Raw genomic sequence first — 24,964 nt, forward strand, 5'->3', positions numbered from 1 at the left:
AGCGTCAGGCCAGTATACCGTTTACCACCTTGCCGGCCACATCGGTGAGGCGATAGCGCCGGCCGAGGTGTTTGAAGGTGAGTTGTTCATGGTTCAACCCCATGAGGTGAAGAACCGTGGCATGAAAGTCGTTGACGTGCACGGGGTCTCGCACGATGTTATATCCAAATTCATCGGTTTCGCCATAGACCAGTCCGGGCTTCACGCCGCCACCGGCCATCCAGATGGTGTAGCAGCGCGGGTGATGATCGCGGCCATAGTTATCTTTCGACAAGTCGCCCTGACAATAGTTGGTGCGCCCAAATTCGCCTCCCCAGATCACAAGCGTTTCGTCAAGCAAGCCACGTTGCTTCAGGTCCATCACAAGGGCCGATGTGGAGCGGTCAACATCTTGCGCCTGCAAAGGCATTTCGCCCACCAGGTTGCCGTGTTGATCCCAGCCTTGGTGATAGAGCTGCACAAAACGCACACCCGATTCGGAAAGCTTCCGCGCCAGCAAACAGTTAGACGCATAGGTGCCTGGCACCAGACAGTCGGCGCCATACATCTTGATGATATGATCAGGCTCTTGCGACAGGTCCGAAAGTTCGGGCACGGCCGTTTGCATGCGGTAGGCCATTTCGTATTGCTGCACGCGCGCCTGTATTTCAGGATCGCCAAATTCCTGGTAGTTCATGTCGTTGAGCTGCGCAAGTTTGTCGAGCATTTTGCGCGTGCCTTCCCGATCGCGTCCGTTAGGGTCTTTCAGGTAGAGCACGCGCTCTTCGCTGCTGCTGAATTGAACACCCTGGTGAATGCTGTCGAGAAATCCGTTCGACCAAAGTTTTGAATACACGCCCTGACCGTTGCCACGCCCGCGCGACAACAGCACGCAGAACGCGGGAAGATTTTTATTCTCACTGCCCAGGCCATAGCTCAGCCATGCACCCATGCTGGGGCGATTGCCCTGCTGTGCACCCGACTGCATGAAGGTGAGCGCGGGGTCGTGATTGATGGCTTCGGTGTTCATGGTTTTGATGAAACAAACGTCGTCCACAATCTTGGCCATGTTGGGAAAGAGTTCGCTCACCCAGGCGCCGGACTGGCCGTATTGTTTGAATGAAAAATTGGAGCCCACCAATGGAAACTTGGTTTGTCCTGCGGTCATGCCCGTGAGGCGTTGGCCCATGCGCACAGAGGCAGGCAAATCCTGTCCGGCCATTTTGTTCAGCAGCGGCTTGTAGTCGAAGCTCTCCAACTGAGAGGGTGCTCCGTTCTGAAACAGGTAGATGACGCGTTTGGCTTTGGGCGCAAAGTGTGGCAGGCCTGCGAGCAGCGAAGCTTCGTCGCCACCCGATTTGAAGAGATCGGGAACGAGCAACGATCCCAAGGCCACGGAGCCGATGCCGAGGCTCATTTTTCCCAAAAAATGCCGGCGCGTGATGTGGTAGCGCTGCTTAATGAATTCGTTATTTTCCATACCTCAAACTTTTGTGATGGATTCCTCCATGTTATAGATGGTGTGCACCACTTGCATGAGGGCGGCAAGCGAGGCTACGTCGGTGATGTTCGCAAAGGGATACTCTCCTGCGTTGATATATTGCTTCGCCTTTTCGGGCGAGGCCTCAAAAACTTTTTTCTCGTCGTCGAAATAGGTCATCAGGATTTTCAGTTCTTCCGCTTTCGGATTGCGCGCCACGATGGCACGGAAGGCGGTCACTGTTTTTTGTTCGACTGTTGATTTTTCCTGTAACAGTTTTTCGGCAAACACGCGCGCCGATTCCAGCACCACAGGGTCGTTCATGAGCACCAGGGCTTGCAACGGTGTGTTTGTGCGCAGGCGTTTCACTTCGCACTGGTCGCGGTTGCTGCCGTCGAACACCAGCATGCTGGGTGGCGGCACGGTGCGCTTGATGAAACAATAGAGGCCGCGGCGATATAGTTTATCGCCGTGATCCTGCACGTAGCGCGCCAGCACACCCCTGCCCGATGTTGACGATTCCCAGATGCCTTTGGGCTGATAGGGTTTTATGCTGGGACCGCCGATGTCTTTGGTGAGCAGGCCACTGCTGGCCAGCGCCATGTCGCGCACGTTTTCGGCCGACATGCGGGCACGGGTGCTGTGCGACAACAAAATGTTTTCGGGATCGGTGGCCAGTTTCTTCGGGCTCACCACCGACGACTGTCGATAGGCGGCCGATGTCACAAACTGTTTCAGGAGGCGCTTCACGTCCCATCCGTTGTTCACAAAATCCAGGGCCAGCCAGTCCAGCAGTTCGGGATGCGATGGCATTTCGCCTTGCATGCCGAAGTCGCCGGCGGTTTTCACGAGGCCGCGACCAAAAAATTCCTGCCACATGCGGTTCACAAACACACGGGCCGTGAGCGGGTTCTTCTTGTCGGTGAGCCAGCGGGCAAGGCCAAGCCGGTTGTTGCCATAGACGGTGGAGTCGAATGGCATGATGGCCTTGGGCAATCCAACGGACACCCTATCGCCGTGTGCGTCATAAACACCACGCTTCAGGATGTAGGTGGGGCGTTTTGCCGGCGCGTCTTTCATGATCATGACCGGCACCGCGGCGGTGTCTTTCTTATTGATGAAGGTTAGAATCTTTTCAACATCGGCCGTGCTGATTTTCATGTTGGGCGGATCGGCCAGCGACGCCAGCGTGATGTCGCCCACAAGGCCTTTCTCGGGCACCTGATTAAAGAAGGAGAATGTGCTGTAATAGTCCTGTTGCAGGATGGGATCGTATTTGTGATCGTGGCACTTGGCACATTCGAACGTGAGCGCCAGAAATGCCTTGCCGAACGTGTTGGTGCGGTCGGTCACATATTCCACGCGATATTCTTCGTCGATAACGCCTCCCTCCTGCGTGATCTTGTGATTACGGTTGAAGCCGGTGGCCAGCAGTTGTTCTTTTGTGGGGTTTGGCAACAGGTCGCCGGCCAGCTGCCAGGTGATGAACCGATCGTAGGGATAGTTGGCGTTGAAGGCGTGGATGACCCAGTCGCGCCACGGCCACATGGTGCGCAGGCCGTCGTCCTGGTAGCCGTGCGAGTCGGCATAGCGCGCGACGTCCATCCAGTACGTTGCCATCTTCTCGCCATATTGCGGTTGTGCCAGCAATTCGTCTACCACGTGGGCATAGGCGTCGGGCGAAGCGTCGGCCATAAACTTGTCTTGCAGGGCGAGCGACGGTGGCAGGCCGGTCAGGTCAAAGCTCACGCGTTTGAGGAGGCGTTCCTTGTCGGCCTCTTCGTTTGGCTCCAGGCCGTTGGCTTCAAGCTTTGCGAGGATGAACTGATCGATTTCGTTGTGACCCCACGCCGTGTTCTCCACGTCGGGTGGCGGTGTGCTCTTCGGTGGAATAAATGCCCAGTGCGGTTTGTATTTCGCACCTTGCTCGATCCATTTTTTGATGAGCGCAATTTCGTGCTCATTAATTTTGAGATTGGATTTCACGGGGGGCATCACCTCGGCGGTGTCGGTGGTGACAAGGCGGAGATAGACTTCCGATTTTGCCGGATCGCCGGGCAAAATGGCATGGGCCGAGGGATTGTCTTTCAGCGCGGCCATGGCACCTTCGGGGGTGTCGAGCCGCAAATGTGCTTTGCGCTGATTGGCGTCCGGGCCGTGACATTTGAAGCAGCGGTCTGACAGAATGGGGCGGATGTGCAGGTTGTAGTCAACAGAATCCGACACGTGCGCCGTTGTGCGTTTTTCGCTGCACGAAAGGTTGAGCATTGCCGGAATGAGGAGGGTCATTGCTGCTGCTGAAAAAGTTTTTCTTTTCATGGCATTCAATGAAGTGGTCTAAAGGTTGAATTTTATTTTGAAACACTCAAACCCTTTCGGGTAAAAAATGTTAAGTGAAATGTATGAAAATTTATTCACTAAAACGTGTGCAAGTTCTTCCGCTTGCGTTGCCCGATGCGTGGCGCTTCTTTGCAGACCCCAAAAATCTTCAGAAGATCACACCACCACACATGGGATTTTCCATTCTCTATCAGTCAGGTTTCGGTGCGATGTATGCGGGACAACTGGTCCGGTATCGCATCCATGTGTTTCCGTTTGTGCCCATGCAATGGCTCACCGAAATCACGCACGTGAACGAACCGCACTACTTTGTTGACGAACAACGGTTCGGACCCTACGCTTTCTGGCATCACCAGCATCATCTGAAAGCGGTGCCCGGCGGTGGTGTGGAGGTGACCGACGAAGTGAATTATGCGATTCCGCTGGGGTGGCTGGGCCGATTTGCCAATGCCCTGTTTGTAGAGCGCCAGCTAAATGCTATTTTTGATTATCGCTACAAGGTATTGGAAGAATTTTTCAACACCGCTAAAATGTCTGTCCAAAAGCCGGTCTCTGCATGAATCTCATCAACTTCCTTGTATACTCGGGCATCGTGATCGGCACATTTCTGTTCTGGGAATTTGTGGCCTGGTTCTCTCATAAATACATTATGCATGGATTTCTGTGGCGCTGGCACAAGTCGCACCACACGGTTCACGATCAGGCGCTGGAGCGCAACGACCTGTTTGCCTTGGTGTTCAGTGTGCCCTGCATCGGCCTCTTTTATTATGCCACGCTGGTGGTCTATAACCCCTACCTGGTGGCCGTGGCCATCGGCATTTTCTGCTACGGCGTGTTCTACCTCGTCTTTCACGACATCATTGTGCACCAGCGCATGAAATGGCGACCCGAGAAAAAAAGCAAATATCTTCAGCGAATCATCAACGCACACTATATTCACCACAGCAAACACACCCGCGAAGGATGCGAAGCCTTTGGTTTTTTGATTGCACCAAAAAAATACGAACCTCGGAAATTCAACTTCAAAAAAGACCGGCAGGAAACCCAATAAGAAACCACTATCGCCCTTGAATTCGAAATACCTTTACCTATCCCTCGATATTTTCGCCATCCTCATTCCTTTAGCAGCCAGCTTTTATCCCAAGGCGCCCTTCTATAAGAAATGGAAATACCTGGGCATCGCCATGCTCATCACCGTTCCGATCTTTGTGATCTGGGACGAAATCTTCACGCGGATGGGCATTTGGGGCTTCAATCCCGACTACCTCATCGGCATAAAAATCGGCTCGCTGCCACTGGAAGAGGTCCTGTTCTTTATTTGCATTCCCTACGCCTGTGCGTTCACCTACTTTGCATTAAATCACCTCATTGAGAAAGACCACCTCTTTCCACATCAGGAACTCATCTCCAGTGCCGTCATTATTCTGCTGCTCATCGGCGGCATCTTTCACATCGACAAAATGTATACCGGCACTACCTTCATTTTCGTATCGCTGTTTCTTGCCTATCTGATGCTAAAGATCCGGCCGCGCTATATGGGGCGGTTTTACTTTGCTTTTTTTGTGATCCTCATTCCCTTCTTTATCATCAACGGCATTCTTACCGGCACGTTCCTCGAAAAGCCTGTGGTGTGGTATAATGATCATCACAACCTGGGCATCCGCATGGGCACCATTCCCCTGGAGGATCTTCCCTATGGCCTGCTGCTCATTCTCATGACCGTTGCGCTGATGGAGTGGTTTGAAGATCGCAACTACTACCGCGCAAAATTCAAGGCAAAAAAATAAGCCCCTCCGTTGGGGCTTAGCAAAAAGCATTCAGTGTCCGGCCTAATCCTACACCGCTTCCAGTTCGGTGTGTTTGGCCAGCTTCACGGCTTTTGATTTCTTTTTCTTGCCGCTTCCTTTCACGGCATCTTCCATGAATTTTTCGGCTTTCTTTTTCTTCTTCTCTTCCCGCTTCATGCTGTTGATGTACATGGCGGCAAGCTTCTTGGCATTCCGCTGCAAAAGCTTCCTGGCTTTTTTGCTGGCTTTGGGCAATTCAAGGGTGTTGAGCGCTTCCTGCAGGGAGTCGTTTATAAGGCTTCTCAAAGCCTTTTTGGAGGTCTTCGTGTTCTTTTCCTGTTCCATAAAAATTGTGGTTGATCTTCCTAAAATACCAAATGTTAGTGGAATATGAACGCCACATGAAAAACTTAACATTGGAGAAAAAAAGCTGTGAAATCTGATCAAAAACAACGAAACCGACGTCCGCGCGAATACCCTTCCGGAGGTTTAACCGGTTCGGGACTGAAGCCCAATATTTTTCAGGCCGTCTATTTCGCAAACAGGGTCAACGCAGCTGCACTCATGGTTCTGATGCCGGTTTTGATGGCTGGCTCGGGCAATGGCGCAAAGCCCGACGAATGCAGCGACGGCAACGGCTGTCCCGACTTCTCGGCGTCCTTGACTTTAGCCGGATCGACGGTGCCAAGCCAGAACATGCAGATCGGTACTTTTTTAGACTGCATGCCGAAGCGACTAAAATCTTCGCCCACCATAGACGGCGGCATCTCTTTCACATTGTCGTTGCCAAGCACCTGCTGAAACACGGGCACCAGCTTGTTGGTGAGGTCGCGGTCGTTGATGGTGGCGGGCGTTTTGGGATCGTTGATGCTGATTTCGGGAAGACGGTCTTCGGGCACGCCGGCTTGCAGTGCCAGGTGCCTGGCTTTGTTTTCGATGGAGGCAATGATCTGTTGTCGCACTTGCGGGGAGTATGATCGCAGGGTGAGCTGCAGTTTCACGTCGTCGGGAATGATGTTGTGCACGGTGCCGCCGTGAATAGACCCTACAGTCACCACGGCGGGCTCGAGCGGATTGATTTCGCGGCTCACAATGGTTTGAAAGGCCAACACCATTTCGGCACTCAACACCACCGGATCTACCGTGAGGTGGGGCGCTGCCCCGTGACCGCCCTTGCCATGCACGGTGATGTTCATCATGTCTACGCTGGCCATGAAGTTGCCGGGGTTGTAGCCGAGAGTTCCTGCCGCCATGGCGGCATGGTTGTGCAACGCCAGGGCTACATCGGGATAGGGAATCTTGTCATAGAGTCCATCCCGGAACATATACTCCGCCCCAAACCCGAGTTCTTCGGCCGGTTGGCCCACCATCACCAGGGTTCCCTTCCAGAATTTTTTTGCGTTTACCAGCGCGCGGGCGGTGCCCACAAACACCGTCATGTGCACGTCGTGGCCACAGGCGTGCATCACGCCCACGTCGGCACCCACCGCGTTTGTGCCGCGGGCCTTGCTGGCATAGGGCAATCCTGTTTTTTCTTCGAGGGGCAGGGCATCCATGTCGGTGCGGATCAGCACGGTGGGGCCTGTGCCATTCCGGAACACGCCGGCCAATCCAAACCCGCCAATTTTTTCGGTCACCTCAAAGCCCAGTTGCTTCAGCTCTGCGGCCATGCGCGCCGCGGTCTTTTCTTCGTGCAGCGACAGCTCGGGATTTTCGTGAAGGTGCAGATAGAGTTTTTCGAGTGAGGGATATTCTTTCGTTACCGTTTCCTGCACCTGCTTAAACGCCGGCGATTGCGCGGCCGCCAGTGAGACAATGAGAAACTGGACGGCAAAGAGACTCTGTAATTTTATCATGGTGCAATTTCGATCTTCCTCCGCCATTAACGCAAGGCCTGGTAGACACTGATTCTGAATTTATGGACAAGGTCGCTGTAGTGCGCATAGGGTTCCACGTTGGTAAACACCAAAAGGATCAGGTTTTCTTTGGGGTCGATGGTGTATTCGGAGCAATACATGCCACCCCAGGTGAGCGAGCCCGTGCTGGCGTTGTCGCTGTAGCGGCTTTGTTCGGTCATGATCTGGAGGCCAAGGCCAAATTTATCCTGGCGCGTCCACACGTCCGACGAGCCGATCTGGTTTCGGAACATCATCTCCACCGTTTTTCGTCCGAGGATCTGACGATTGTTGAAGCGGCCGAAGTTGAGGAGCATCTGGCAGAATTTTGCATAGTCCTCCACCGAGCTGATGAGGCCCGCGCCGGCCGAGAAGTAAGTTCTGGCGCCCGTGGTGGCAAAGAAGCGATAGTCGTTGTTGGCGCTCACCACCAGGGGCTTGTCGGCCCACTGCTTTGAATAGAGCTCCACCAGGCGACCGGCTTTGTCGGCTGGCAGATAGAAGTAGGTGTCGTTCATGCCAAGCGGGGCGGTGACGGCCTCCTTCAAATACACATCAAGTTTTTTGCCGCTGAGAATTTCGATGAGGTAGCCGATCACGTCGGTGTTCAGTCCATACACAAATTTTTCGCCGGGATCGGCAATGAGTGGACGGGCGGCAATTTTTTTCACCACATCGGCCAGCACGTCGGGTTGGGTTGAGTTGAAGAAGGGAACCTTGAAGGCGGGCAGCTTGTCGAGCGGATGTTCGTAGGGTATGCCGGCCGAGTGGCTCAGCAGCTGACGAATGGTGATCTCGCTTTTTGCAGGACGCGTTTCATAGTTGCCCGTGACCGCATCAAAACTTTCGAGCACACGTGGTGCCTTGAACTCGGGAATGTATTTGCTGATGGGATCGTCTAACAAAAATTTGCCTTGTTCAAAAAGCGTCATCAGTGCCACGGTGGCAATGGCTTTGCTTTGGGAGGCGATGCGAAACAGGTCGTCTTTCTGAAGCGGCGTTTTGGTTTCGAGGTTGCGATAGCCATAGCCTTTGTAGGACACCACTTTTCCGTTGCGCGCCACAAACACGGCCACGTTGGGCGCCAGGCCTTCGGCCACGAAGCTTTGCATGAGCGCATCAAGACGCTGCAGGCGCTCGACGCTGAAGCCGGCATCTTCCGGCGATTTGATGGCTGAAAAGGACTGGGGCGACAGTTGCGCGTTTGCCTGAACGAGAACGGCCAGCATCATGACCAGCCAAAACCTGACTTGTAGTTTCATGGGGTTGCGATAGGATTTCAAAGATAAACGAAAACCGTTCGGTGCATCTACCGCCGGTCATATACCGGAGACACTTATCCTTAAAATCTCATCGACCCCACCCGGGCAATGTTATTCCTTTATTTTCGCTCCCGACCCAAACAAACCACCAAACTTAGAGAGCAAGCCCAGCGCGCTTCCCAACGCAATGAGGAAGGTGTTGAGATTATTGAAGAGTTGCTTTTGTGCGACGGCAATGAACACCACTATGCCCATAAGCCCCAACACCAGCACAAGCCGTATGCTGTGCCATGTGCCTTTGTTCTGCACAACTTTTTCGATGTGTTCTTCGTCTTCGGCGTCGAAGGCATTGAGCACAAAATTATTGAAGCTCTCGTTGAAGACGCGTAATGTTCCATCGTTGCGCACGATGCCTTTTTGCATGAGCATCCGCAGCGTCTTTTGATCTTTGAGGTTCACCACACCGTCTTTGGCCAGATCGAACAACAGGAATTTTTCGGCTTGTGAAAGCGCATTCCACACGGCCTCATAATAGGGCTCCACAGTTTCTTCCACGTTCAGAATAAAATCATCCTCCTCCGGCAAGGCCGGTTTAAAATCGGCATTTGAAAATTGGGAGAGATAGAAACACGACAGAAGTTCGTTGCAGGCCTTCTGCGATTTAACGCCGGCTCCCTTTCGCAAACTTATCTCGCGCACTTCGTCGGGTGTCGGGCAAATGGATTTGAAGGCCACCTCAAAATGCCCCAACACGCTTTTCCAATTGCGCAGGGCAATTTTATATTCCGCTATCAAATCGCTGCTGCCTTTGTCTTTATCCGTCGCCGCGCCGTTTTCTTCACCGGACTGGCAACGTGCAATTTTCTTGTGATAGAATTCAAAAAGTGCACCGGGCGGAACAGACGACGTGATGATGATTTTGATGTCCGTTTTTTTTGTGATCAGTGCCTGCAGAAAGCCAAGCTTCTTTTGATTGAACGCATGATCGTTAAGGCCGTACTCGAAATGCTGAACAATAATGATTCGGTGCGGAAGGAAATGCGCAAACGTTCCGGCCCGGCAATTCACGAGGTCGATATCATTGCGAATGGCAAACGCACCCCGAATGGCCTTGTTCACTTCCGAACCCGGCAAGCCCACCACAAACACGCGGTCGGCGCCATCGACCGGTTGTTTGATCCGTTCCAGCAGCTCGTTAAACTTCTTTTTGTCGCTCGCCATGTCGCCAGGCAAAAGACCGGTTCCAAAAATGTACTTCACGCAAATGCGGATAACATTGATGATGAGCAAAAGAAAAAGCACAATAAACAACGTCACACCAATGCCATAGAAAACGCCGGCCGGTCTGAACGTTGGAATAAGATTTACTTTGCTCGACTCCTGGTGCAATCCCCGGCGCGGGTCATGGTTGTAGACGAGCTCAATCGTTTCGCCCGAGGGCGATGAATTCCAGCGCCACTTCCGGTCGTCGGCCTCCTTGAATGCACCGGCGCTGGAGGCACCGAGCGCGCCCGTGATGCGTGGCCAGAACTCAAAAAGCAAACGCTGAATCGGCGCATCACGCCACTCGGCACCACGCTCCGCTCCGTTGAACGGCAAACGCGACGGCGACTGATAGACACCCGCCTGGTCGATGTGATCGCGTAGTGCTACCGGCACCCCTGGTGCACTGAATTCCTTTTGAACATAGTCGAATTGTTTCAGACGCACATCCTCGCGTTCGGCTTCAAGCAACTGCATGTAGCGTGTCCACACGATGCCTTCTTCACGATACGACAACCGGTAGAAATAGGTGACCGGAAGAATGCTGACCAGCGTGAGCCAGAACATGAGCACGCGGGGATAATAGTATGTGCCGTCTATGTCTTTGGAATTGGGGCCTCGGGCAGCTTTTCGTATCCACCGAGTTTTGGCCTTATACCAGTCAACAATATCCTGCAACACTTCTGATCGTATCTGCATCGCCATCACAACCAGAAACGCTGCTGTTGCTATTTGCAGCAGGAAACCCATCGGAGCATTGTCCCACACGGGAAACGTGATGTAGTCGAACAGCATGATCAACGCCGCGCTCAACAGCGCAAAGATTATTTTCTTTCCCTGCGTGATCTCACTCATCACGAATGTGTGAAACACCAAGAGCATAACCGGAAGCACCACGAACCAGATACCCATCACCACGTTGGGTGTCACACAAATCAGCACCATGGAAGCGACAAATATAACAGCTTGGGTCACAATGCCCCTGCAATAGACATCGTCTTTGTTTTCGGCCGGGAAAAGCCAGCGAAGCACAAAGGGTTTGAATTTTAGTTTGGTGGTGCTGCTGGCGCAGAGGAGCAACATGAACAACTGCACGCCCTGAATGATGAAGAGCAGCATCAGAAAAAAGAACGCAAAGAATATGGTGAGCACAATGGGCGTGCGCTGAAAATCTTCATTGTGAAACACCACAAGGTGAAGCGGAATGTTATCGATGGGCTGAACATACATGCGGCCCGGACAACCATCATACTCCGTCGACAGGAAAGCGGACGAGCGACCGGCAATGGCAGCCGTCAGTTTTTTCTGCCGGTCGGCCTCCAGCAAAATATTTTCCTGGTGATTTTTAAACGTGGTGGAGTGAAACCAGACTTCACCCGTCTCGTCAATGAGGCAGAAGCCATAGCCCGGCGGTAGCATGGGATCCATGATGGAGTGCAGACGCGTAGACATAGCCAACACCTTTTCGGCATGCCCATCGCCGAGCCGAATGCCAAAGCCTGCTTCTGGAGTGTGATCCGTCCACGACTGAATGGACTGCAGCGCGAACCTGCGTGTGGGGTCGATGCCCCGGGCGCCGTCTTTCGGGGGCAAATACCAGAGGCTGTCGCCCATGGCCCACCGATAGTATTTCCGGTTTTTCACATTGGGCATAGGATAGTCGGGCTTCACACTTTTGGTGGTGACCGAGATGATTGGGTTGCCCGCATCATTCACCCAGATAATAAAATTGAAGTAGGGAAAAAACCGAAGGGGCTTTACCTTGAAGATATCCCACACTTTTCCATCGCGCGGCTTCAATTCACCTTCGGGGCCAACGGTGTCAGCAGCTTCAGCGCTCGACCAGGGTTTGAGAAAATTGCCATACAGCACCGTTTGCATTTCCCTATCCCTGGGATTTGGATTGGCTTTTTTATCCGCCGTGTCCAGTTCTTCACGATGTTTGATCAACAAGGGTGATTGGTTGACCTGAACGTCCTGTAGCTGATCGTAGATGGCATTCAGCTCGCGTTGAAATCTTGTCTTGACCTGATCGGAAAGACTCCTCAGTTCCAGGTCTACCCGACCTTTCGATTGCAGATTGTCGGTGGTGGACCACAGGATGAGAAACATAACGGCGCTTCCAAACACAATGCAAAAGCCGGCAAACCAAACATTCATGAGGCTGAGTCGCTCGAAGGTGTTCATGAACAACAGCTTCAGCACCGGCATGCTCATCAACAGAAATAACACCACCAGAATGGCCACCGTAATGACCAGGGGATCGACTGCTCGAACCACGTCGTTATAGTTCTCTGCCTTTGTTAGTCCGCAAAGCATCCAGCTTTCGTCGGGGGCGAACTGAATGGTGTGCACAAACATTTTATAGGTGGCATCCGCCAGCGTGATCTCGCAGAAACGTGTGGTCAGCAGTCCCCGTTGTGTCACCAGCAACGAATCGATGTTCTGAAGATCGATGCGGTTCTCGAAGGTTTGATAGGTTTCATCGGCCGACATCAAGGGGTCCTTGTCATGACCATGTGTAGACTCGTCATATCTTTTGATGATGACAAATTCATCAAACGCATTGGGCTTGTAGGCGAAGTCGGTGGTGGCGATGCTGAACACGCCAACCCTGTCGGGGCGTCTGAACGATGGGAAGGAAAAGTAAATGCTGTCGAAGTGTGTATGAACAAGATCCTGCAGCGACTTTTTGTCCATGAAATTATTGTAGCGCACTTTTGGCAAATCGTTTTGCACAATGGCCTTGATTTTTTTTCGAACCCGAGCACCGTACCGTTTCCAGAAATCGGCCTCCTTGCTAGTGTCGGTTTGTAACGTTTTGAGGATATCGTTTTGGAGCTCGTCCAGTTTTTTTGAAATCTGGTAAGTATCGTTGCACGAGTCGCAGGTATTGTCGTGCACCAGTGCTTGAATCCTCGCCAGTTCGGTTTGTTTGTCGCGTGTAACAATCTGTTGAAGTTCCTTCAGCGACGCCTCCCGTTTTGCTTTGTCTTTTTCGTTGCGGGCAAACTCCTTCAATATTTTCTCGCGGCTGAACCACGTTTTGCGAATGGCATTCTCGTAGTCACGGCGTGTGTTCAGCATGTTTTGTCCATACCGTGCCAACGCCCTGTATTTTTCTTCGCGCAGTTTATCTTCGCGTCCTGCCACATACACCAGCAGGTAATATGAAAAGAACGCACCGATCACAAGCAAGGTGGTCAGGGCCACCCAGAAGCGATGATTCAGGGTTGGTAATTTCATAGCCGTTCGAAATTTTGATTAACGACGATACAGTATAGTCCCGCTTGCCACCAACATCATCCGCAATGCTCTAAACACCGACGCCGTATTGCTGGTGGAGCATTGCCATACACACACCCGCTTCATGTTGGTATGCGTATTCGGTAACCCATCACACTCCCCATTTATGGGTAGGTGCGGCTCAATTTTCTTATCATCGTTGCAACATTAAAACAAAAGCCCACCGGATGTTGTCTTTCAGGCAACACCGTGATGGGCTCTCACCCTAATTTAGCACAAAACGCTGAATCCATTACGGGCAAATGGAAGTTGTCTTGTCGTATTCATGTTACAACGCTGAAGCGTCCATCCTAACTCAAAAAAAAATACGAAAAAAGTCTTCTAAATATCCAGGCACTTGTCGTATCTTCATTACAAGCCCATCGCACTGCTTGTTAATTGCAGGGTGACGGGCTTTTTATTTTGGAGCGTAGTTAGAATTGCCGGAAAAAAAATTTCTCGTTCGCATTTTTCCTATACCCGGGGCGATTGCGTTACATAGATTGTATAAAATAAAGAAGAAGAAATTTTGTTTGACCACCAGACGCACAACCACTAAGTATTGAATAGATCCTGGAGTTTACGTTGATCGGAAATCACAACACTTAGTATTGGAAGGACACCCCCTCTTAATCCTCGCCGATATGATAGTAGTATTATGTTATTTCTTTTATGGCACATTCGCGTATCTGACGTTGTGCACGTTGCACTTCGTGACCGTTACCATCGCCGGGCGCCTGCGAAAAGAGCCGCACTATGCTTGGCCCAACGAGAAGCGAAGAATAGCCGTCTTGATTCCTTGTTATAAGGAAGACGGCATTATCGCTCAAACGGTGGCCGCGGCAAAATTTCACGACTATCCCGAATCGCATTTTGATGTGTTTGTGATTGCCGATTCGATGCGGCCGGAAACGTTACAAAAACTGAAGGCCATGGACGTGACAGTGATCCCCGTGGCGTTCGACATCAGCACAAAATCAAAATCCATCCACACCGCCCTGGAGGTGATCGACTCCACCCTGTATGACATCGCCTTTGTGCTGGATGCCGACAACGTGATGAGCCTCAATTGTCTTGAGAAAGTAAACGCCGCCTTCCATTGCGGCGTGCGCGCCCTGCAATGTCACCGCGTGGCCAAAAACATGGACACGCCTGTGGCCGTACTGGAAAGCATCAACGAGGAAATCAACAACTATATCTTCCGCCGCGGCCATCGTGCCCTCGGTGTGGGCTCGAGCAGTGCCGGCTCCGGCATGGCCTTCGAATTTGGACTGCTGAAAGAAATCTTCAACAGCGGCAACATTCTCAACGACACCGGCGAGGACAAAGAGATAGACCTGCAACTGCTGAAAAAAGGCATCGTGATGGAATACATTTCCGACGCTTATATCTACGATGAAAAAACACCGGACGCGAAAGGCTTCTCGCGGCAGCGCCTGCGCTGGATTGAAGCACACTTGTCACACCTGCGCCGCCTGGTGGACAAAGACATCCGCAGTCTTCCCAAAGACCGGCACCTGCTCACGCGCATCATCAGCTACCTCATTCTGCCCCGCACATTTTTTTTAATGCTGGTGTGCAGCCTCATAGGTGTGGCGGTGCTGGAGGGCATCTTTCACTTTGATGTGATGGACCCCGACAAAAAATGGTGGATTGCCGTCATCGCCCTTTATTTTCTTTCACTGCTCCTGGCTTTCCCCGCACAGCATTTTAACACCAAGACGCTCTGGTCTATGCTGAGTCTTTTTTCGCTGGGCACAGCCATGTTCTTCAATGTGTTCAGGATGCGCCTGCACCGGAAAGAGTTTATTCACACAGAGAAAAAAGTAATGCGCACCTAGCGCGATAAAAAAAATAATCAACCTGTATCCTACGCCGCATCGCCAACGGCCTTTTGTCAAACACAAAACCACGGCGACGCTGTCTACGGATGGGGCATTTTCGATGGGGCTCCGTTTCTTTGTTTAGACAATATCTCTATCTTGAGCGATTGTTTAACTCCACACCTAAACTCATGAAACGTATTTCCCTACTCTTGCCTGCACTGGCGTTGATGCTTTTCATTAGCGGCTGTCAACGGCCCAAAGAAACGGTCGCGGCGCATCATCCCGACTCAACCTTCGCGAAACTCTCGGAAGAATTCCTGAAAGGTTATTTCACCTTCCGTCCGGGTGCTGCAACCTACCTGGGGCTGCACGAATACGATCGCGCAAAGCGCGACTATTCAAAAGCCTCCCTGGCCGCCGAACTGCAACGCCTGAAAACCTTTGAACAAAAACTCGCACCCCTGGGCGATTCACTGAGCCCGAAAGCACGTTTCGATCATAAACTTTTGCTGGCGGGCATTCGCCAGGAAATATTTACACTGGAAGACCTCGGCATCTACACCAAAAACCCAATGACGTATGCCGGCGCCATCAGCCTCAATCTTTTTGTACAGCGTGACTTTGCACCGCTAGACGAGCGCGTGAGGTCTATCATCGCCATCGAAGAACAAACGCCGGCCATCTTTGCAGCAGCGCGCGAAAATCTGGCCGACTCTCTGGCAAAGCCCTATGTGGAAACCGCCATTCTGGTGGCTCGTGGCGGTGCCGACTTTATGGAGAAGGAATTGGTTGAAGCCTTAGCGCAGGGTGTGACCGATTCGTTGAAAGCGACGTTCACCACCGTAAACAAAAAGGCGATCGAAGAGCTGAGAGGTTTTGCAACATGGCTCGAAAAGGAAAAGATGCCGAAAGTGCACCAGCACTATGCCATCGGCAAAGCGAACTACAAAAAAATGTTGCTCTACAACGAAATGCTGGACGTGAACCCCGAAGATATTCTGGCGCTCGGTTTGGCGGAGCTGAAAAAGGAACAGGAACTCTTTGCTGAAGTGGCCCGCAAAATCAATCCCAACAAAAGCGCCATCGCCGTGTTCGAAGATCTGAAGAAAGATCACCCCACGGCCGACAACCTTATTCCCGACGCACGCAAAAACCTGGAGAGCATCCGCCAGTTTCTGCTCGACAAAAAAATCATCACCGTGCCCTCGGAGGTGCGCGTAGAGATTAGAGAAACACCCCAGTTTGCACGCTCCACCAGCACCGCGTCGATGGACACTCCCGGGCCTTTCGAAAAAGCCACACAGGCATTCTACTACATCACGCCCGTAGAAAAAACATGGACAACCAAGCAGAAGGAAGAATGGCTTTCACAGTTCAACTATTATGTGACCGACATCATTTCGGTTCACGAAGCCTACCCCGGCCACTACGTGCAGTTTCTGCACGTGAACGCGTCGCCCACATCAAAGATTCAGAAAACATTCGGAAGCTATGCGTTCATTGAAGGCTGGGCACACTACACCGAAAAGATGATGATCGAGGAAGGTTTTGGTGCAAAAGATCCCCTGACACAGGCGAAGTATCACCTCGCGCAGCTGGACGAATCGCTGTTGCGCCTGTGCCGTCTTTGCGTGAGCATCAAAACCCACACCGAAGGCATGAGCCTGGCCGACGCCACAAAATTTCTGCAAGACAATTGCTACTACGACTACAAGCCTGCCTATCAGGAAGCCCTGCGCGGAACATTCGACCCAGGCTACCTCTCCTATACACTTGGCAAGTTGCAGATCCTGAAATTGCGCGAAGCCTACAAAGCCCAGGAAGGTGCTAACTTTTCGCTACAGAAATTTCACGACCAACTCCTCGACAACGGCATGCCTCCTGTGGAGATGCTGCGCGAGATGATGCTGAAGGATCAATCCGGCGGAAAGGCTTTCTAGTCAAAAAAACATAATCACAAAAAAGCTTCCCGGTGCCAAACACGGGGAAGCTTTTTTTATGATGCCGCATGCCAAAGCATATCAGCTATAACGATCGTTGCGCCAGGGATAGGCGGTGTTGGAATATCCACGTTCTTCCCAAAAGCCCGGTTTGTTGGCTGTTAAAAATTCGATGCGTTTGATCCATTTGGCGCCCTTCCAGGCGTAGAGCTGTGGCGTGATCATGCGCACGGGGCCGCCGTGTTCTTTCTGTAGCGGCTTGCCTTCGAAGGTATGCACCAGCAACACGTCGGGCTTCAGAGCTTCTTCGAGCGACAGATTGGTGGTGTAGGTGTCGTAGCCGTAGCACAGCACGTGGGTGGCGTTTTCTTTTGGATGCACCAGCGCGGCAAGGTCCATCAGGCGCACGCCCTTCCACTGCATGTCGAGTTTCGACCATGTGGTGACACAATGAAAGTCGGAAACGTCGTTGGTTTGTGGCAGCTTCATGAACTCATCCCAGGTCAGCCGCACAGGGTGCTCCACGGCGCCGTCCACCGCGAGGCGCCAGCGATCGGCCGTCACCGTTGGGTGATGACCCAGGTCAAGGATAGGCCACTTGGTGGTGAGGATCTGGCCCACGGGTGTGGTGGGCATGCCGTGGCGATTGGGCGGACCCGACCCTTGCGGGTTGTTGTCTGACACCGAGGGTGTGTGTTTGATTTTTTCTTCGAAGCGCGCCTTCAGTTTCATGCGGGCGTCCACGATGCGATCGAGTTTTTCGGGCTCTTCCATGCCCGAAGATACTTTGAAAACCTGAGAAAGAGTTACCCGGGAAAGTCAATGGCCGAATCACGCCTTGTGTTTTCCCTTCGCTTCCGTTTGCATTCGCACGCTTGTAAGGTTTTCGGAGTTGTGTGAATGGCCGGCAAATGAAAGGTAAGAAACGTGTTTTATATTTGACCGCCAAAGGCCCAACGACTGGGGCAGACGCAAACACAACCACATCATCTCGCTATGGAAACCAACATACTCACCGTTCAGGGTCGCATCCGCCGCTCCATTTTCTGGATTCGCTGGGGCGTGGCCGCCGTCATCAATTTCACCCTTGGCGTGGTGATGGGCGCAGCACCCAAGTCTGACATCATTTTGCTGGTCCTTGTGGGGTCGCTGCTCACCTCAACGTTCATCCTGATTCAAGGCGCAAAACGCATGCACGACGTTGGCAAAAGCGGCTGGTATTTTCTGATCCCCATCTACAATGTCATTCTTGCCTTTACGGACGGAACCGTGGGCGCCAACGAATATGGCGAAGACCCGAAGGGACGTGGCGACGCGTGGCAGTGTCCGGCATGCCAAACGCCAAACGAAGCCAACACCACGGTGTGCATTCAATGCCAGTATCAACGGTTCCCCGCGACCCACGGAAGCGTGGAGCAAGGACCTTCGGATAAACGTTTGCTCACCTACATGGCGCTGCTACTGCTGCACGTTGTGGTGATCGCCGGCATGCAACGGCTTTTTCTCGGTCTTGGCAGCATGCACGCGATTCAATATTTCCACGTCGCCACAAGCCTTGTCTGGACGTTTGCCCCACTGCTGGTGGTGCTCAGCATCCAAAAGAAAAACCTGCGCACCATTGCGCTTGTTGTCTATGTGATCTACGCGTTATGGGTTGTGTTTCAAAACATCATGTGGCTGCAACGCATATAGGCAGGGCATAGCGATTTCTATTTCTTTAAGGCCATTCCAACCGGGGAATGGCTTTTCGTGTCAAATGATAACCCTAAACCAAATCATTTATGCGAATTGCCCTTCTCCTCCTCGGTCTCCTGGCATTTGCCTGCGACAACAAAAAATGCGACCCCTCGCCTGCAGGCGAAGCATGCGGTGTCGCTAATCCCGTCGAAAATCTTGTGTGGCTGCGCGACCGGATTACCGAGTTAAAAACGAACAACGCGGAACTTGCAAAATACTTCTACGTGCAACAGTCGACCTACCAAGGCCAGACGGTTTTCATCTTTGGCAACTGCTGCCCCTTTTGCGATTCCATTTTTTTAGTGCGCGATTGCGCCGGCAACACGCTTGACATTGCGAGTGGTTCGGTGGATGGTGCGACCACAGTGATCTGGAAAGCGGAAAACTCTTTGTGCACGTTTCCCTGAGAAACCCTAAACTTTTGTTACACCGACATCCGGAAGTGATCATAAAATGCTTGTTGTCCCTTGGCCGTGATGAGCATGGCGCGGGTGTGTTTCTTTTTCCGAAGCCAATCCAATACCACCATTCTGTCTAACAGCGCCGCGCCCAACGCTCCGGCCAGATGATTTCTGCGCTCACTCCAATCGAGACACGGCCGTAGCAACGTGCGGCGTTGTTGTTTCAGACCTTTGATGTCAACACCAAATTCAGAAAACCACTTCTCGCCTTTCGGGCTCATCACGAACGCCGTTGACGAAGCGATGATGAGTTTTCGTGCCACTAAATTTTCCGCGAGCATCACGCCCACTTTGCCGGCCAGATGATCATAACATGTCCGGCAGTATTTCACGTCCGGTATTTCGCCAGGGGCGGCAACGGACTTTGATGTTTTTGGTGGGATGAGGCTGGCCATTGCCTCGAGTGCGTAGGCCACATCCTGGCGCGAGAGTCTGAAATAGCGGTGCCGGCCTTGCTTCTCCACCATCAGCACATTGGCCTGCACCAGCTTGGTGAGGTGCATGCTGATGTTCTGTGGCGAGGTGTTGGCCGCCACGGCCAGCTCGGTGGCGGTGAGGGCCTTGCCGTCCATCAGCGTCCACAAAATGCCGGCGCGCGTGGTATCGCCTATGAGGCCCATCATGTCTTTAAACTGTTCTTCCATGATTTGTTTGTTGAAGCATGTCGATGCGTTTTTGTGGTCGTTGCGAAAATACTACAGCGCGTGCCTTCCACACTTCAGTGTCCGCTGAAGTGTTGTGTTTCAAATCTACTTAATCTTGTCCTGGAAATATAAATGCCATGACAAACACAACCTTTCTTCAATCCGAAACAGACGATCCGTTTGTGCTCTACCGGAAAATGCTGTCAACGCATCCGTTTTATTGGGACGAACGCAACCGGGTGTGGGCCGTCTATTCGTATGCGCTTTGTCACACTGTGCTGAACGATGCACGTGCTGTGATTCCGGATGTTCATGCCACGGCTCCTGCTCCCTTGTCGCCGGCGGCAATGGCCATCGTTAAAAACCTTGCACGTCTTAGCAACGCCCCTCACCACGCCACCGCGCGGGCTGTCGCCATGGTGGCGTTTGAAGCGCTTCGCCCAGTGGCCGTGGCCGACACGCTTTCGCATTTGCTGGACGATGCAGGCGACCTGTCGGCCTTGGACTGGGTTGAGGCGGTGGCGAAAAAAGTGCCCGTTCAACTTTTGCTCCGCGGATTCAATTTCAGTCCTGCCGATGTGCGCGTCCTGTCTGACACCATGCCGCGGCTGGTTAAAATCATGCAGCCCGCCAAAACACCTGAACAGGTTCTCGCGCTTAACCAGTGTGCCCATGAAGTCTATGCTCATGTGGAGCAACATATTCTGACCACAGGGTTAGTGAAGAACATTCTCTCAGCCATTCCGCCCTCCGAAACACTAAACACAGCAGAAGCCATGACCATGCTGGTGAGCAACATCATCGGACTTTTCATTCAAAGCTATGACGCGGGCCGTGGCATGCTGAGCAACACGCTGTTGCAATGGCTGCAACGCGACACCCGTTTGCCCGCAATCACACATCGCGACGGACTGTATCGATTTGTTTGCGAAACCACGCGCTATGCGCCAACCATACACAACACTCGCCGTGTCGCAGCGGAAGACATTACACTGAATGGACATGTGATTCCAAAAGGTGAAACCATGCTGGTAGTGATGGCCGCCGCGAACCGTGATCCGTTGCGCTTCGAACATCCCGACACATTCGATATCTACCGAAGCAACAACGACGACAACCTCACCTTTGGTAGTGGTGCGCATCAATGTCTCGCCAAACATTTCATGCGCCGCTTGGTGACGGAAACGCTCGTCAGTCTTTTTGATCGCTATAAAAACATAGCACTGCACACGACCCGTGTCACGTTCGAGCCTCTCGTGAATGCCCGCATCCCCGCACACTTGATTATCGCACTAAAACCCTAACTTGTCTTTACTATGGTCGCTGTTATTTTTGAAGTTATTATTCCGGAAGAAAAACAAGGCGAATACCTGCAAATCGCTGCACGCCTGAAACCGTTGCTGGAACAGGTGGATGGTTTTCTTTCTATCGAGCGTTTTCAAAGTCTCTCCACGCCGCACAAAATTCTGTCGCTTTCCTTTTGGCGCGACGACGAAAGTGTGGCACAGTGGCGTACCCTCGAACTGCACCGTGAAGCACAAGCGCAAGGACGCCAGGCCATCTTTACCGACTACCGCCTGCGGATCGCCACCGTGATTCGCGACTATGGCATGTTCGACCGGAACCAGGCACCAGCCGACAGCCGCGCGGCTCATGGATAATAAGCCACGAAGATTTAGCCTGCTCTTTCCTTGACGGGTTCGGGGGTATTGGTGTAACTTGAATGTATCATGAACACCTCTCTGCTCTCCACGTCCGGCTTCATCGTTGTGACACTCGTCACCTATGCCGCGTTCTTCCAAATGCTCCGTCAAAGCCTTCAGGCGGCTCCCCTTGAGATTCTTCAGAAACAAAAAGTCTTCCGGAACAGCCTGCTGGCCGTGAGCGCGTGGGCTCTGGTTTCGGCTGGTCTGGCGCTCAGTGGTTTGCTCGCAGACTTCAGCAGCTTGCCTCCCAAAATGTTTATTGTGCTCGTGGTGCCGCTGGTGGTCATTGTTGCTGTGGTGAGAACCAAAACCGTGGGCATCCTGCTGGCGCACACAAACGCGTCGGCGCTGATCAAGCTGCAGGGCTTTCGCATTGCCGTAGAATTTCTGTTGTGGGCACTCTTCATCCAAAACCTGGCGCCTGTGCAGATGACCTTCGAAGGCCGAAACTTCGACATCGTATCGGGGCTGACAGCGCTTCCCATGGCGTGGCTGGTGGCGCAGAAGAAAATGTCCAGCATGGGCATTCTGATCTGGAACCTGCTTTGTCTCGGGCTGCTCATCAACATTGTGGCCGTGGCTGTGCTGTCGATGCCCACACCGCTTCGCCACTTCATGAACGAACCGGCCAACACCATTGTAGCCCACTTCCCCGAGGTGTGGCTACCGGCTTTGCTGGTGCCGATGGCGTATGGTCTTCATTTTCTCTCCATCCGAAAGACACGCATTGATGCCGCGGGGAAATAATGCCGTGGCTTCCAAGAGTGGGAAAACTTTGGCGATGTTGGGGGTTGCAGAACAGGATAAGTGGTGTGCGGCGTTTTCAAAAATACTATTAACTTATCCCTCTCAAAAAAATCATCAATCACCGCCTAGACATTTACCATCATGACCTGGAAGAAACTCATCGTTTATGCGCTTGTGCTCACGCTCTGCTCGTGCTCGAAAAAGGGAGGAAAAATTATCGGCACCGTGGAGCGGCTTGATCCCGAACTCGATGCCCTGGTAGACTCCGATGCCGAACTTGAAGTGATTGCCGAAGGGTTTGACTGGAGCGAAGGCCCCTTGTGGCTGCCGGAACAGAACATGCTCATCTTTTCGGATGTGCCCACCAACACCATCTACAAATGGACACCCGAGAAGGGAAAAGAAATTTACCTGATCCCTTCCGGCTACACCGGCAGCATACCGCGCGGTGGCGAGATGGGCTCGAACGGTCTCACCCTGAACCCCGATGGCAAGCTGGCGCTGGCCCAACACGGCGACCGTCGCATCGCACTCATGAACACACCGCTGGATGCACCCGCCCCAAACTTTGTTTCGCTTGGCGACAACTACGAAGGCAAGAAACTGAACAGCCCCAACGATCTTGTGTTTAACGACAAGGGTGACGCATTTTTTACCGACCCTCCCTATGGCCTGCCCAACCGCGAAAACGACACGACCCGCGACATCGCCTTTCAAGGGGTTTACAAAGCCTCCAACGGAAAGCTTACACTCATCACCGACTCTATCACGCGTCCCAATGGCATTGCGTTTCTGCCCGGCTACAAGACGCTGATCGTCGCCAACTCCGATCCTGACAAAGCCATCTGGTATGCTTACGACCTGCTCGACAACGACTCCATTGCCAATGCGCGCATCTTCCGCGATGCCACCGCAGAAGCCAAAGTGGAACGCGGTGTGCCCGATGGGTTTAAAGTGGACAGCAAAGGAAATCTCTATGCCTCCGGCCCCGGCGGCTTGTGGATCATGAACAAGGACGGCAAGGTGTTGGGCAAAATAAAAATATCGGAAGCCACCTCGAACTGCGCGCTGTCGCCCGACGAGAAAACATTGTATGTTACGTGCGATATGTATGTGGCCCGCATCAAGCTCAGAGAGTAAAAACAGAATTTAATTTTTCCGTGCCGGCGTTTCACATCGCAAAAAGATTATGACTGTGTTGATCGACGTATTGGGTTGGGTGGGGTCGGTGCTGGTGGTGTCTGCCTATGGATTGAACACGTATAAAAAAATCGCTTCCGATTCGTTTGTTTTTTATTTGATGAACATTGTCGGTGGCATTTTCCTGGTAATCTATTCGTTGGAGAAAGGGGCGTATGCAAACACCTTCATCAACATTGTTTGGGTCATTATCGCCGTGCCCGCCGTGCTAAAGCTTTGGCAACGTGTGAGGCGCGGAACATGAGGCTGCGGCTCTCCGAAAATTTCAAAAAGTTCACGATAAATACTACACTGCCTTGTGCAGGTTGGAAACGGAGTGTTACTTGCGCACCCTAAAAAAAAAAAGGAGGCATGGAGAGTCAGCTGAAAAACATACGAATACAACGCCTGGTGGCCATCCTTTCGGTGGTGCTGTTGCTGGTGAAGCTGGTGGCCTACTACCTCACGCATTCTGTGGCCGTGCTCACCGACGCCCTCGAGGGAATCGTGAACGTGGTGGCCGGGTTTGTGGGACTCTATAGTCTCATTGTGTCGGCCAAGCCCCGCGATGCAGACCATCCCTATGGTCACGGCAAGATCGAATATCTTTCCGCCGCGCTCGAAGGCAGCATGATTGCCATTGCCGGTGTGCTCATCCTATACAAATCCATCACCAACATCATTTCGCCACAACCGCTGCATCAACTCGACATTGGGATGGTACTGGTGAGCTTCACGGCCATTGTCAACTATGTGGCCGGCTCGTTTTGTGTGCGTGTAGGAAAACAAAGCCACTCGGTGGCACTCGTGGCAAGCGGGAAACATCTGCAATCAGACACCTATTCCACCATCGGCATCCTGGTTGGGCTTGCGCTGATTTATTTCACGAACATTTTCTGGTTCGACAGCCTGGTGGCCATCATCATGAGTGTGGTTATTCTGGTGACCAGCTACAAGATCATACGCACCTCCATTGCCGGCATCATGGACGAAACAGACCATGAGCTGTTGAGCGCGCTGGTGAAAGCCCTGAACGAGAACCGTCGCGAAAACTGGGTCGACCTTCACAACCTGCGCATCATAAAATACGGCAGCATCCTCCACCTGGATTGCCACCTCACGGTGCCGTGGTATCTCAACGTGAACGAAGCTCACCAGGAAATCGATTTCCTCGCCGACCTCGTGCGTGCCCGGTTCGGCGAATCGCTGGAACTCTTTGTGCACTCCGACGGGTGTATACCTCAATCCTGCCGCATCTGCACCAAGGCCGTCTGCCCCGTGCGTCAACACCCTTTTGAGAAGCGAATCGAATGGACGGTCGAAAATATTTCGCGCGACCGCAAGCATACGCTCGACAGCTGATAGGGCCGTGACGGGGATATAATATTCAAAAAGACATCCAACCGTGGAAGAACGTTTTTAATACACTTCAG

The 24,964-nt window shown here is 52.5% G+C and carries 21 protein-coding genes; 13 read left to right on the forward strand and 8 right to left on the reverse strand.

Annotated elements, in window-relative coordinates; genetic code table 11:
* Positions 1-4: 4 nt before the first annotated feature.
* Both JI741_RS00710 and JI741_RS00715 read right to left on the reverse strand, forming a co-directional pair.
* A complete protein-coding gene (locus JI741_RS00710; protein ID WP_202006683.1) occupies positions 5-1,459 on the reverse strand; it encodes a DUF1501 domain-containing protein in 1,455 nt (484 codons plus the stop codon).
* Between the two features lie 3 nt (positions 1,460-1,462).
* The gene (locus JI741_RS00715; protein WP_369411708.1) at positions 1,463-3,748 is read right to left on the reverse strand and encodes a PSD1 and planctomycete cytochrome C domain-containing protein; all 2,286 of its coding nucleotides are present in this window, start codon (positions 3,746-3,748) and stop codon (positions 1,463-1,465) included.
* 113 nt (positions 3,749-3,861) lie between these two features.
* On the opposite strand from JI741_RS00715, the gene JI741_RS00720 reads away from it, so the two are divergent.
* From JI741_RS00720 to JI741_RS00730, 3 genes are read left to right on the forward strand one after another with little or no spacing between them, the layout of a single operon-like run.
* Entirely contained in the window at positions 3,862-4,359 is a 498-nt protein-coding gene (locus JI741_RS00720) for an SRPBCC family protein (protein WP_202006685.1), read from the forward strand.
* Positions 4,356-4,850, forward strand: coding sequence for a sterol desaturase family protein (locus JI741_RS00725; protein ID WP_202006686.1), 495 nt, complete (start codon positions 4,356-4,358; stop codon positions 4,848-4,850). Before JI741_RS00720 ends, JI741_RS00725 begins: the two co-directional genes overlap by 4 nt.
* A 16-nt stretch (positions 4,851-4,866) precedes the next feature.
* Positions 4,867-5,586, forward strand: a complete 720-nt coding sequence (locus tag JI741_RS00730) for a lycopene cyclase domain-containing protein (RefSeq protein ID WP_202006687.1) — start codon at positions 4,867-4,869, stop codon at positions 5,584-5,586.
* A 48-nt stretch (positions 5,587-5,634) separates the two neighbouring features.
* Here JI741_RS00730 and JI741_RS00735 read toward each other — a convergent pair whose 3' ends face one another.
* From JI741_RS00735 to JI741_RS00750, 4 genes are all read right to left on the reverse strand, one after another.
* Positions 5,635-5,931, reverse strand: a complete 297-nt coding sequence (locus JI741_RS00735) for a hypothetical protein (protein ID WP_202006688.1) — start codon at positions 5,929-5,931, stop codon at positions 5,635-5,637.
* 185 nt (positions 5,932-6,116) lie between these two features.
* Positions 6,117-7,442 (reverse strand): amidohydrolase, encoded by a 1,326-nt coding sequence (locus tag JI741_RS00740; RefSeq protein WP_202006689.1) that lies wholly within the window; start codon positions 7,440-7,442, stop codon positions 6,117-6,119.
* A 26-nt stretch (positions 7,443-7,468) separates the two neighbouring features.
* Entirely contained in the window at positions 7,469-8,743 is a 1,275-nt protein-coding gene (locus JI741_RS00745) for a serine hydrolase domain-containing protein (RefSeq protein ID WP_236675813.1), read from the reverse strand.
* Between the two features lie 111 nt (positions 8,744-8,854).
* On the reverse strand, positions 8,855-13,252 hold the full coding sequence (locus JI741_RS00750; RefSeq protein ID WP_202006690.1) for a hypothetical protein: 4,398 nt from the start codon (positions 13,250-13,252) through the stop codon (positions 8,855-8,857).
* Between the two features lie 683 nt (positions 13,253-13,935).
* Here JI741_RS00750 and JI741_RS00755 point away from each other — a divergent pair.
* Together JI741_RS00755 and JI741_RS00760 are read left to right on the forward strand one after the other, a co-directional pair.
* Complete coding sequence (locus JI741_RS00755) at positions 13,936-15,132, forward strand: glycosyltransferase family 2 protein (protein WP_202006691.1); 1,197 nt, start codon at positions 13,936-13,938, stop codon at positions 15,130-15,132.
* A 173-nt stretch (positions 15,133-15,305) separates the two neighbouring features.
* Entirely contained in the window at positions 15,306-17,057 is a 1,752-nt protein-coding gene (locus tag JI741_RS00760) for a DUF885 domain-containing protein (protein ID WP_202006692.1), read from the forward strand.
* An 81-nt stretch (positions 17,058-17,138) separates the two neighbouring features.
* Here the strand turns inward: JI741_RS00760 and JI741_RS00765 are convergent, their stop codons facing one another.
* Positions 17,139-17,831, reverse strand: coding sequence for a sulfite oxidase-like oxidoreductase (locus tag JI741_RS00765; protein ID WP_202006693.1), 693 nt, complete (start codon positions 17,829-17,831; stop codon positions 17,139-17,141).
* A 222-nt stretch (positions 17,832-18,053) separates the two neighbouring features.
* Between JI741_RS00765 and JI741_RS00770 the strand changes: the two genes are divergently transcribed.
* Both JI741_RS00770 and JI741_RS00775 read left to right on the forward strand, forming a co-directional pair.
* Positions 18,054-18,749 (forward strand): DUF805 domain-containing protein, encoded by a 696-nt coding sequence (locus JI741_RS00770; RefSeq protein WP_202006694.1) that lies wholly within the window; start codon positions 18,054-18,056, stop codon positions 18,747-18,749.
* 89 nt (positions 18,750-18,838) lie between these two features.
* A complete protein-coding gene (locus JI741_RS00775; RefSeq protein ID WP_202006695.1) occupies positions 18,839-19,201 on the forward strand; it encodes a hypothetical protein in 363 nt (120 codons plus the stop codon).
* Between the two features lie 17 nt (positions 19,202-19,218).
* Here JI741_RS00775 and JI741_RS00780 read toward each other — a convergent pair whose 3' ends face one another.
* Entirely contained in the window at positions 19,219-19,899 is a 681-nt protein-coding gene (locus JI741_RS00780; RefSeq protein ID WP_202006696.1) for an ArsR/SmtB family transcription factor, read from the reverse strand.
* 137 nt (positions 19,900-20,036) lie between these two features.
* On the opposite strand from JI741_RS00780, the gene JI741_RS00785 reads away from it, so the two are divergent.
* The 6 genes from JI741_RS00785 to JI741_RS00810 all read left to right on the forward strand — a co-directional run bounded on the left by JI741_RS00785 (position 20,037) and on the right by JI741_RS00810 (position 24,893).
* On the forward strand, positions 20,037-21,203 hold the full coding sequence (locus tag JI741_RS00785; protein ID WP_202006697.1) for a cytochrome P450: 1,167 nt from the start codon (positions 20,037-20,039) through the stop codon (positions 21,201-21,203).
* Between the two features lie 12 nt (positions 21,204-21,215).
* Complete coding sequence (locus tag JI741_RS00790) at positions 21,216-21,560, forward strand: antibiotic biosynthesis monooxygenase family protein (protein ID WP_202006698.1); 345 nt, start codon at positions 21,216-21,218, stop codon at positions 21,558-21,560.
* 69 nt (positions 21,561-21,629) lie between these two features.
* A complete protein-coding gene (locus tag JI741_RS00795; RefSeq protein WP_202006699.1) occupies positions 21,630-22,352 on the forward strand; it encodes a hypothetical protein in 723 nt (240 codons plus the stop codon).
* A gap of 141 nt (positions 22,353-22,493) precedes the next feature.
* A complete protein-coding gene (locus tag JI741_RS00800) occupies positions 22,494-23,492 on the forward strand; it encodes an SMP-30/gluconolactonase/LRE family protein (RefSeq protein WP_202006700.1) in 999 nt (332 codons plus the stop codon).
* A 49-nt stretch (positions 23,493-23,541) separates the two neighbouring features.
* Positions 23,542-23,796, forward strand: a complete 255-nt coding sequence (locus JI741_RS00805) for a CBU_0592 family membrane protein (RefSeq protein WP_202006701.1) — start codon at positions 23,542-23,544, stop codon at positions 23,794-23,796.
* 107 nt (positions 23,797-23,903) lie between these two features.
* On the forward strand, positions 23,904-24,893 hold the full coding sequence (locus JI741_RS00810; RefSeq protein ID WP_202006702.1) for a cation diffusion facilitator family transporter: 990 nt from the start codon (positions 23,904-23,906) through the stop codon (positions 24,891-24,893).
* Positions 24,894-24,964 lie beyond the last annotated feature (71 nt).

Source organism: Chryseolinea lacunae (genome assembly GCF_016735595.1).
Lineage (GTDB): Bacteria > Bacteroidota > Bacteroidia > Cytophagales > Cyclobacteriaceae > Chryseolinea > Chryseolinea lacunae.

Coding starts and splice junctions, on each gene's coding strand:
- JI741_RS00710 (WP_202006683.1), bottom strand. CDS start 1,459: ATGGAAAATAACGAATTCATTAAGCAGCGCTACCACATCACGCGCCGG.
- JI741_RS00715 (WP_369411708.1), bottom strand. CDS start 3,748: ATGACCCTCCTCATTCCGGCAATGCTCAACCTTTCGTGCAGCGAAAAA.
- JI741_RS00720 (WP_202006685.1), top strand. CDS start 3,862: ATGAAAATTTATTCACTAAAACGTGTGCAAGTTCTTCCGCTTGCGTTG.
- JI741_RS00725 (WP_202006686.1), top strand. CDS start 4,356: ATGAATCTCATCAACTTCCTTGTATACTCGGGCATCGTGATCGGCACA.
- JI741_RS00735 (WP_202006688.1), bottom strand. CDS start 5,931: ATGGAACAGGAAAAGAACACGAAGACCTCCAAAAAGGCTTTGAGAAGC.
- JI741_RS00740 (WP_202006689.1), bottom strand. CDS start 7,442: ATGATAAAATTACAGAGTCTCTTTGCCGTCCAGTTTCTCATTGTCTCA.
- JI741_RS00745 (WP_236675813.1), bottom strand. CDS start 8,743: ATGAAACTACAAGTCAGGTTTTGGCTGGTCATGATGCTGGCCGTTCTC.
- JI741_RS00750 (WP_202006690.1), bottom strand. CDS start 13,252: ATGAAATTACCAACCCTGAATCATCGCTTCTGGGTGGCCCTGACCACC.
- JI741_RS00755 (WP_202006691.1), top strand. CDS start 13,936: ATGATAGTAGTATTATGTTATTTCTTTTATGGCACATTCGCGTATCTG.
- JI741_RS00760 (WP_202006692.1), top strand. CDS start 15,306: ATGAAACGTATTTCCCTACTCTTGCCTGCACTGGCGTTGATGCTTTTC.
- JI741_RS00765 (WP_202006693.1), bottom strand. CDS start 17,831: ATGGAAGAGCCCGAAAAACTCGATCGCATCGTGGACGCCCGCATGAAA.
- JI741_RS00770 (WP_202006694.1), top strand. CDS start 18,054: ATGGAAACCAACATACTCACCGTTCAGGGTCGCATCCGCCGCTCCATT.
- JI741_RS00775 (WP_202006695.1), top strand. CDS start 18,839: ATGCGAATTGCCCTTCTCCTCCTCGGTCTCCTGGCATTTGCCTGCGAC.
- JI741_RS00780 (WP_202006696.1), bottom strand. CDS start 19,899: ATGGAAGAACAGTTTAAAGACATGATGGGCCTCATAGGCGATACCACG.
- JI741_RS00785 (WP_202006697.1), top strand. CDS start 20,037: ATGACAAACACAACCTTTCTTCAATCCGAAACAGACGATCCGTTTGTG.
- JI741_RS00790 (WP_202006698.1), top strand. CDS start 21,216: ATGGTCGCTGTTATTTTTGAAGTTATTATTCCGGAAGAAAAACAAGGC.
- JI741_RS00795 (WP_202006699.1), top strand. CDS start 21,630: ATGAACACCTCTCTGCTCTCCACGTCCGGCTTCATCGTTGTGACACTC.
- JI741_RS00800 (WP_202006700.1), top strand. CDS start 22,494: ATGACCTGGAAGAAACTCATCGTTTATGCGCTTGTGCTCACGCTCTGC.
- JI741_RS00805 (WP_202006701.1), top strand. CDS start 23,542: ATGACTGTGTTGATCGACGTATTGGGTTGGGTGGGGTCGGTGCTGGTG.
- JI741_RS00810 (WP_202006702.1), top strand. CDS start 23,904: ATGGAGAGTCAGCTGAAAAACATACGAATACAACGCCTGGTGGCCATC.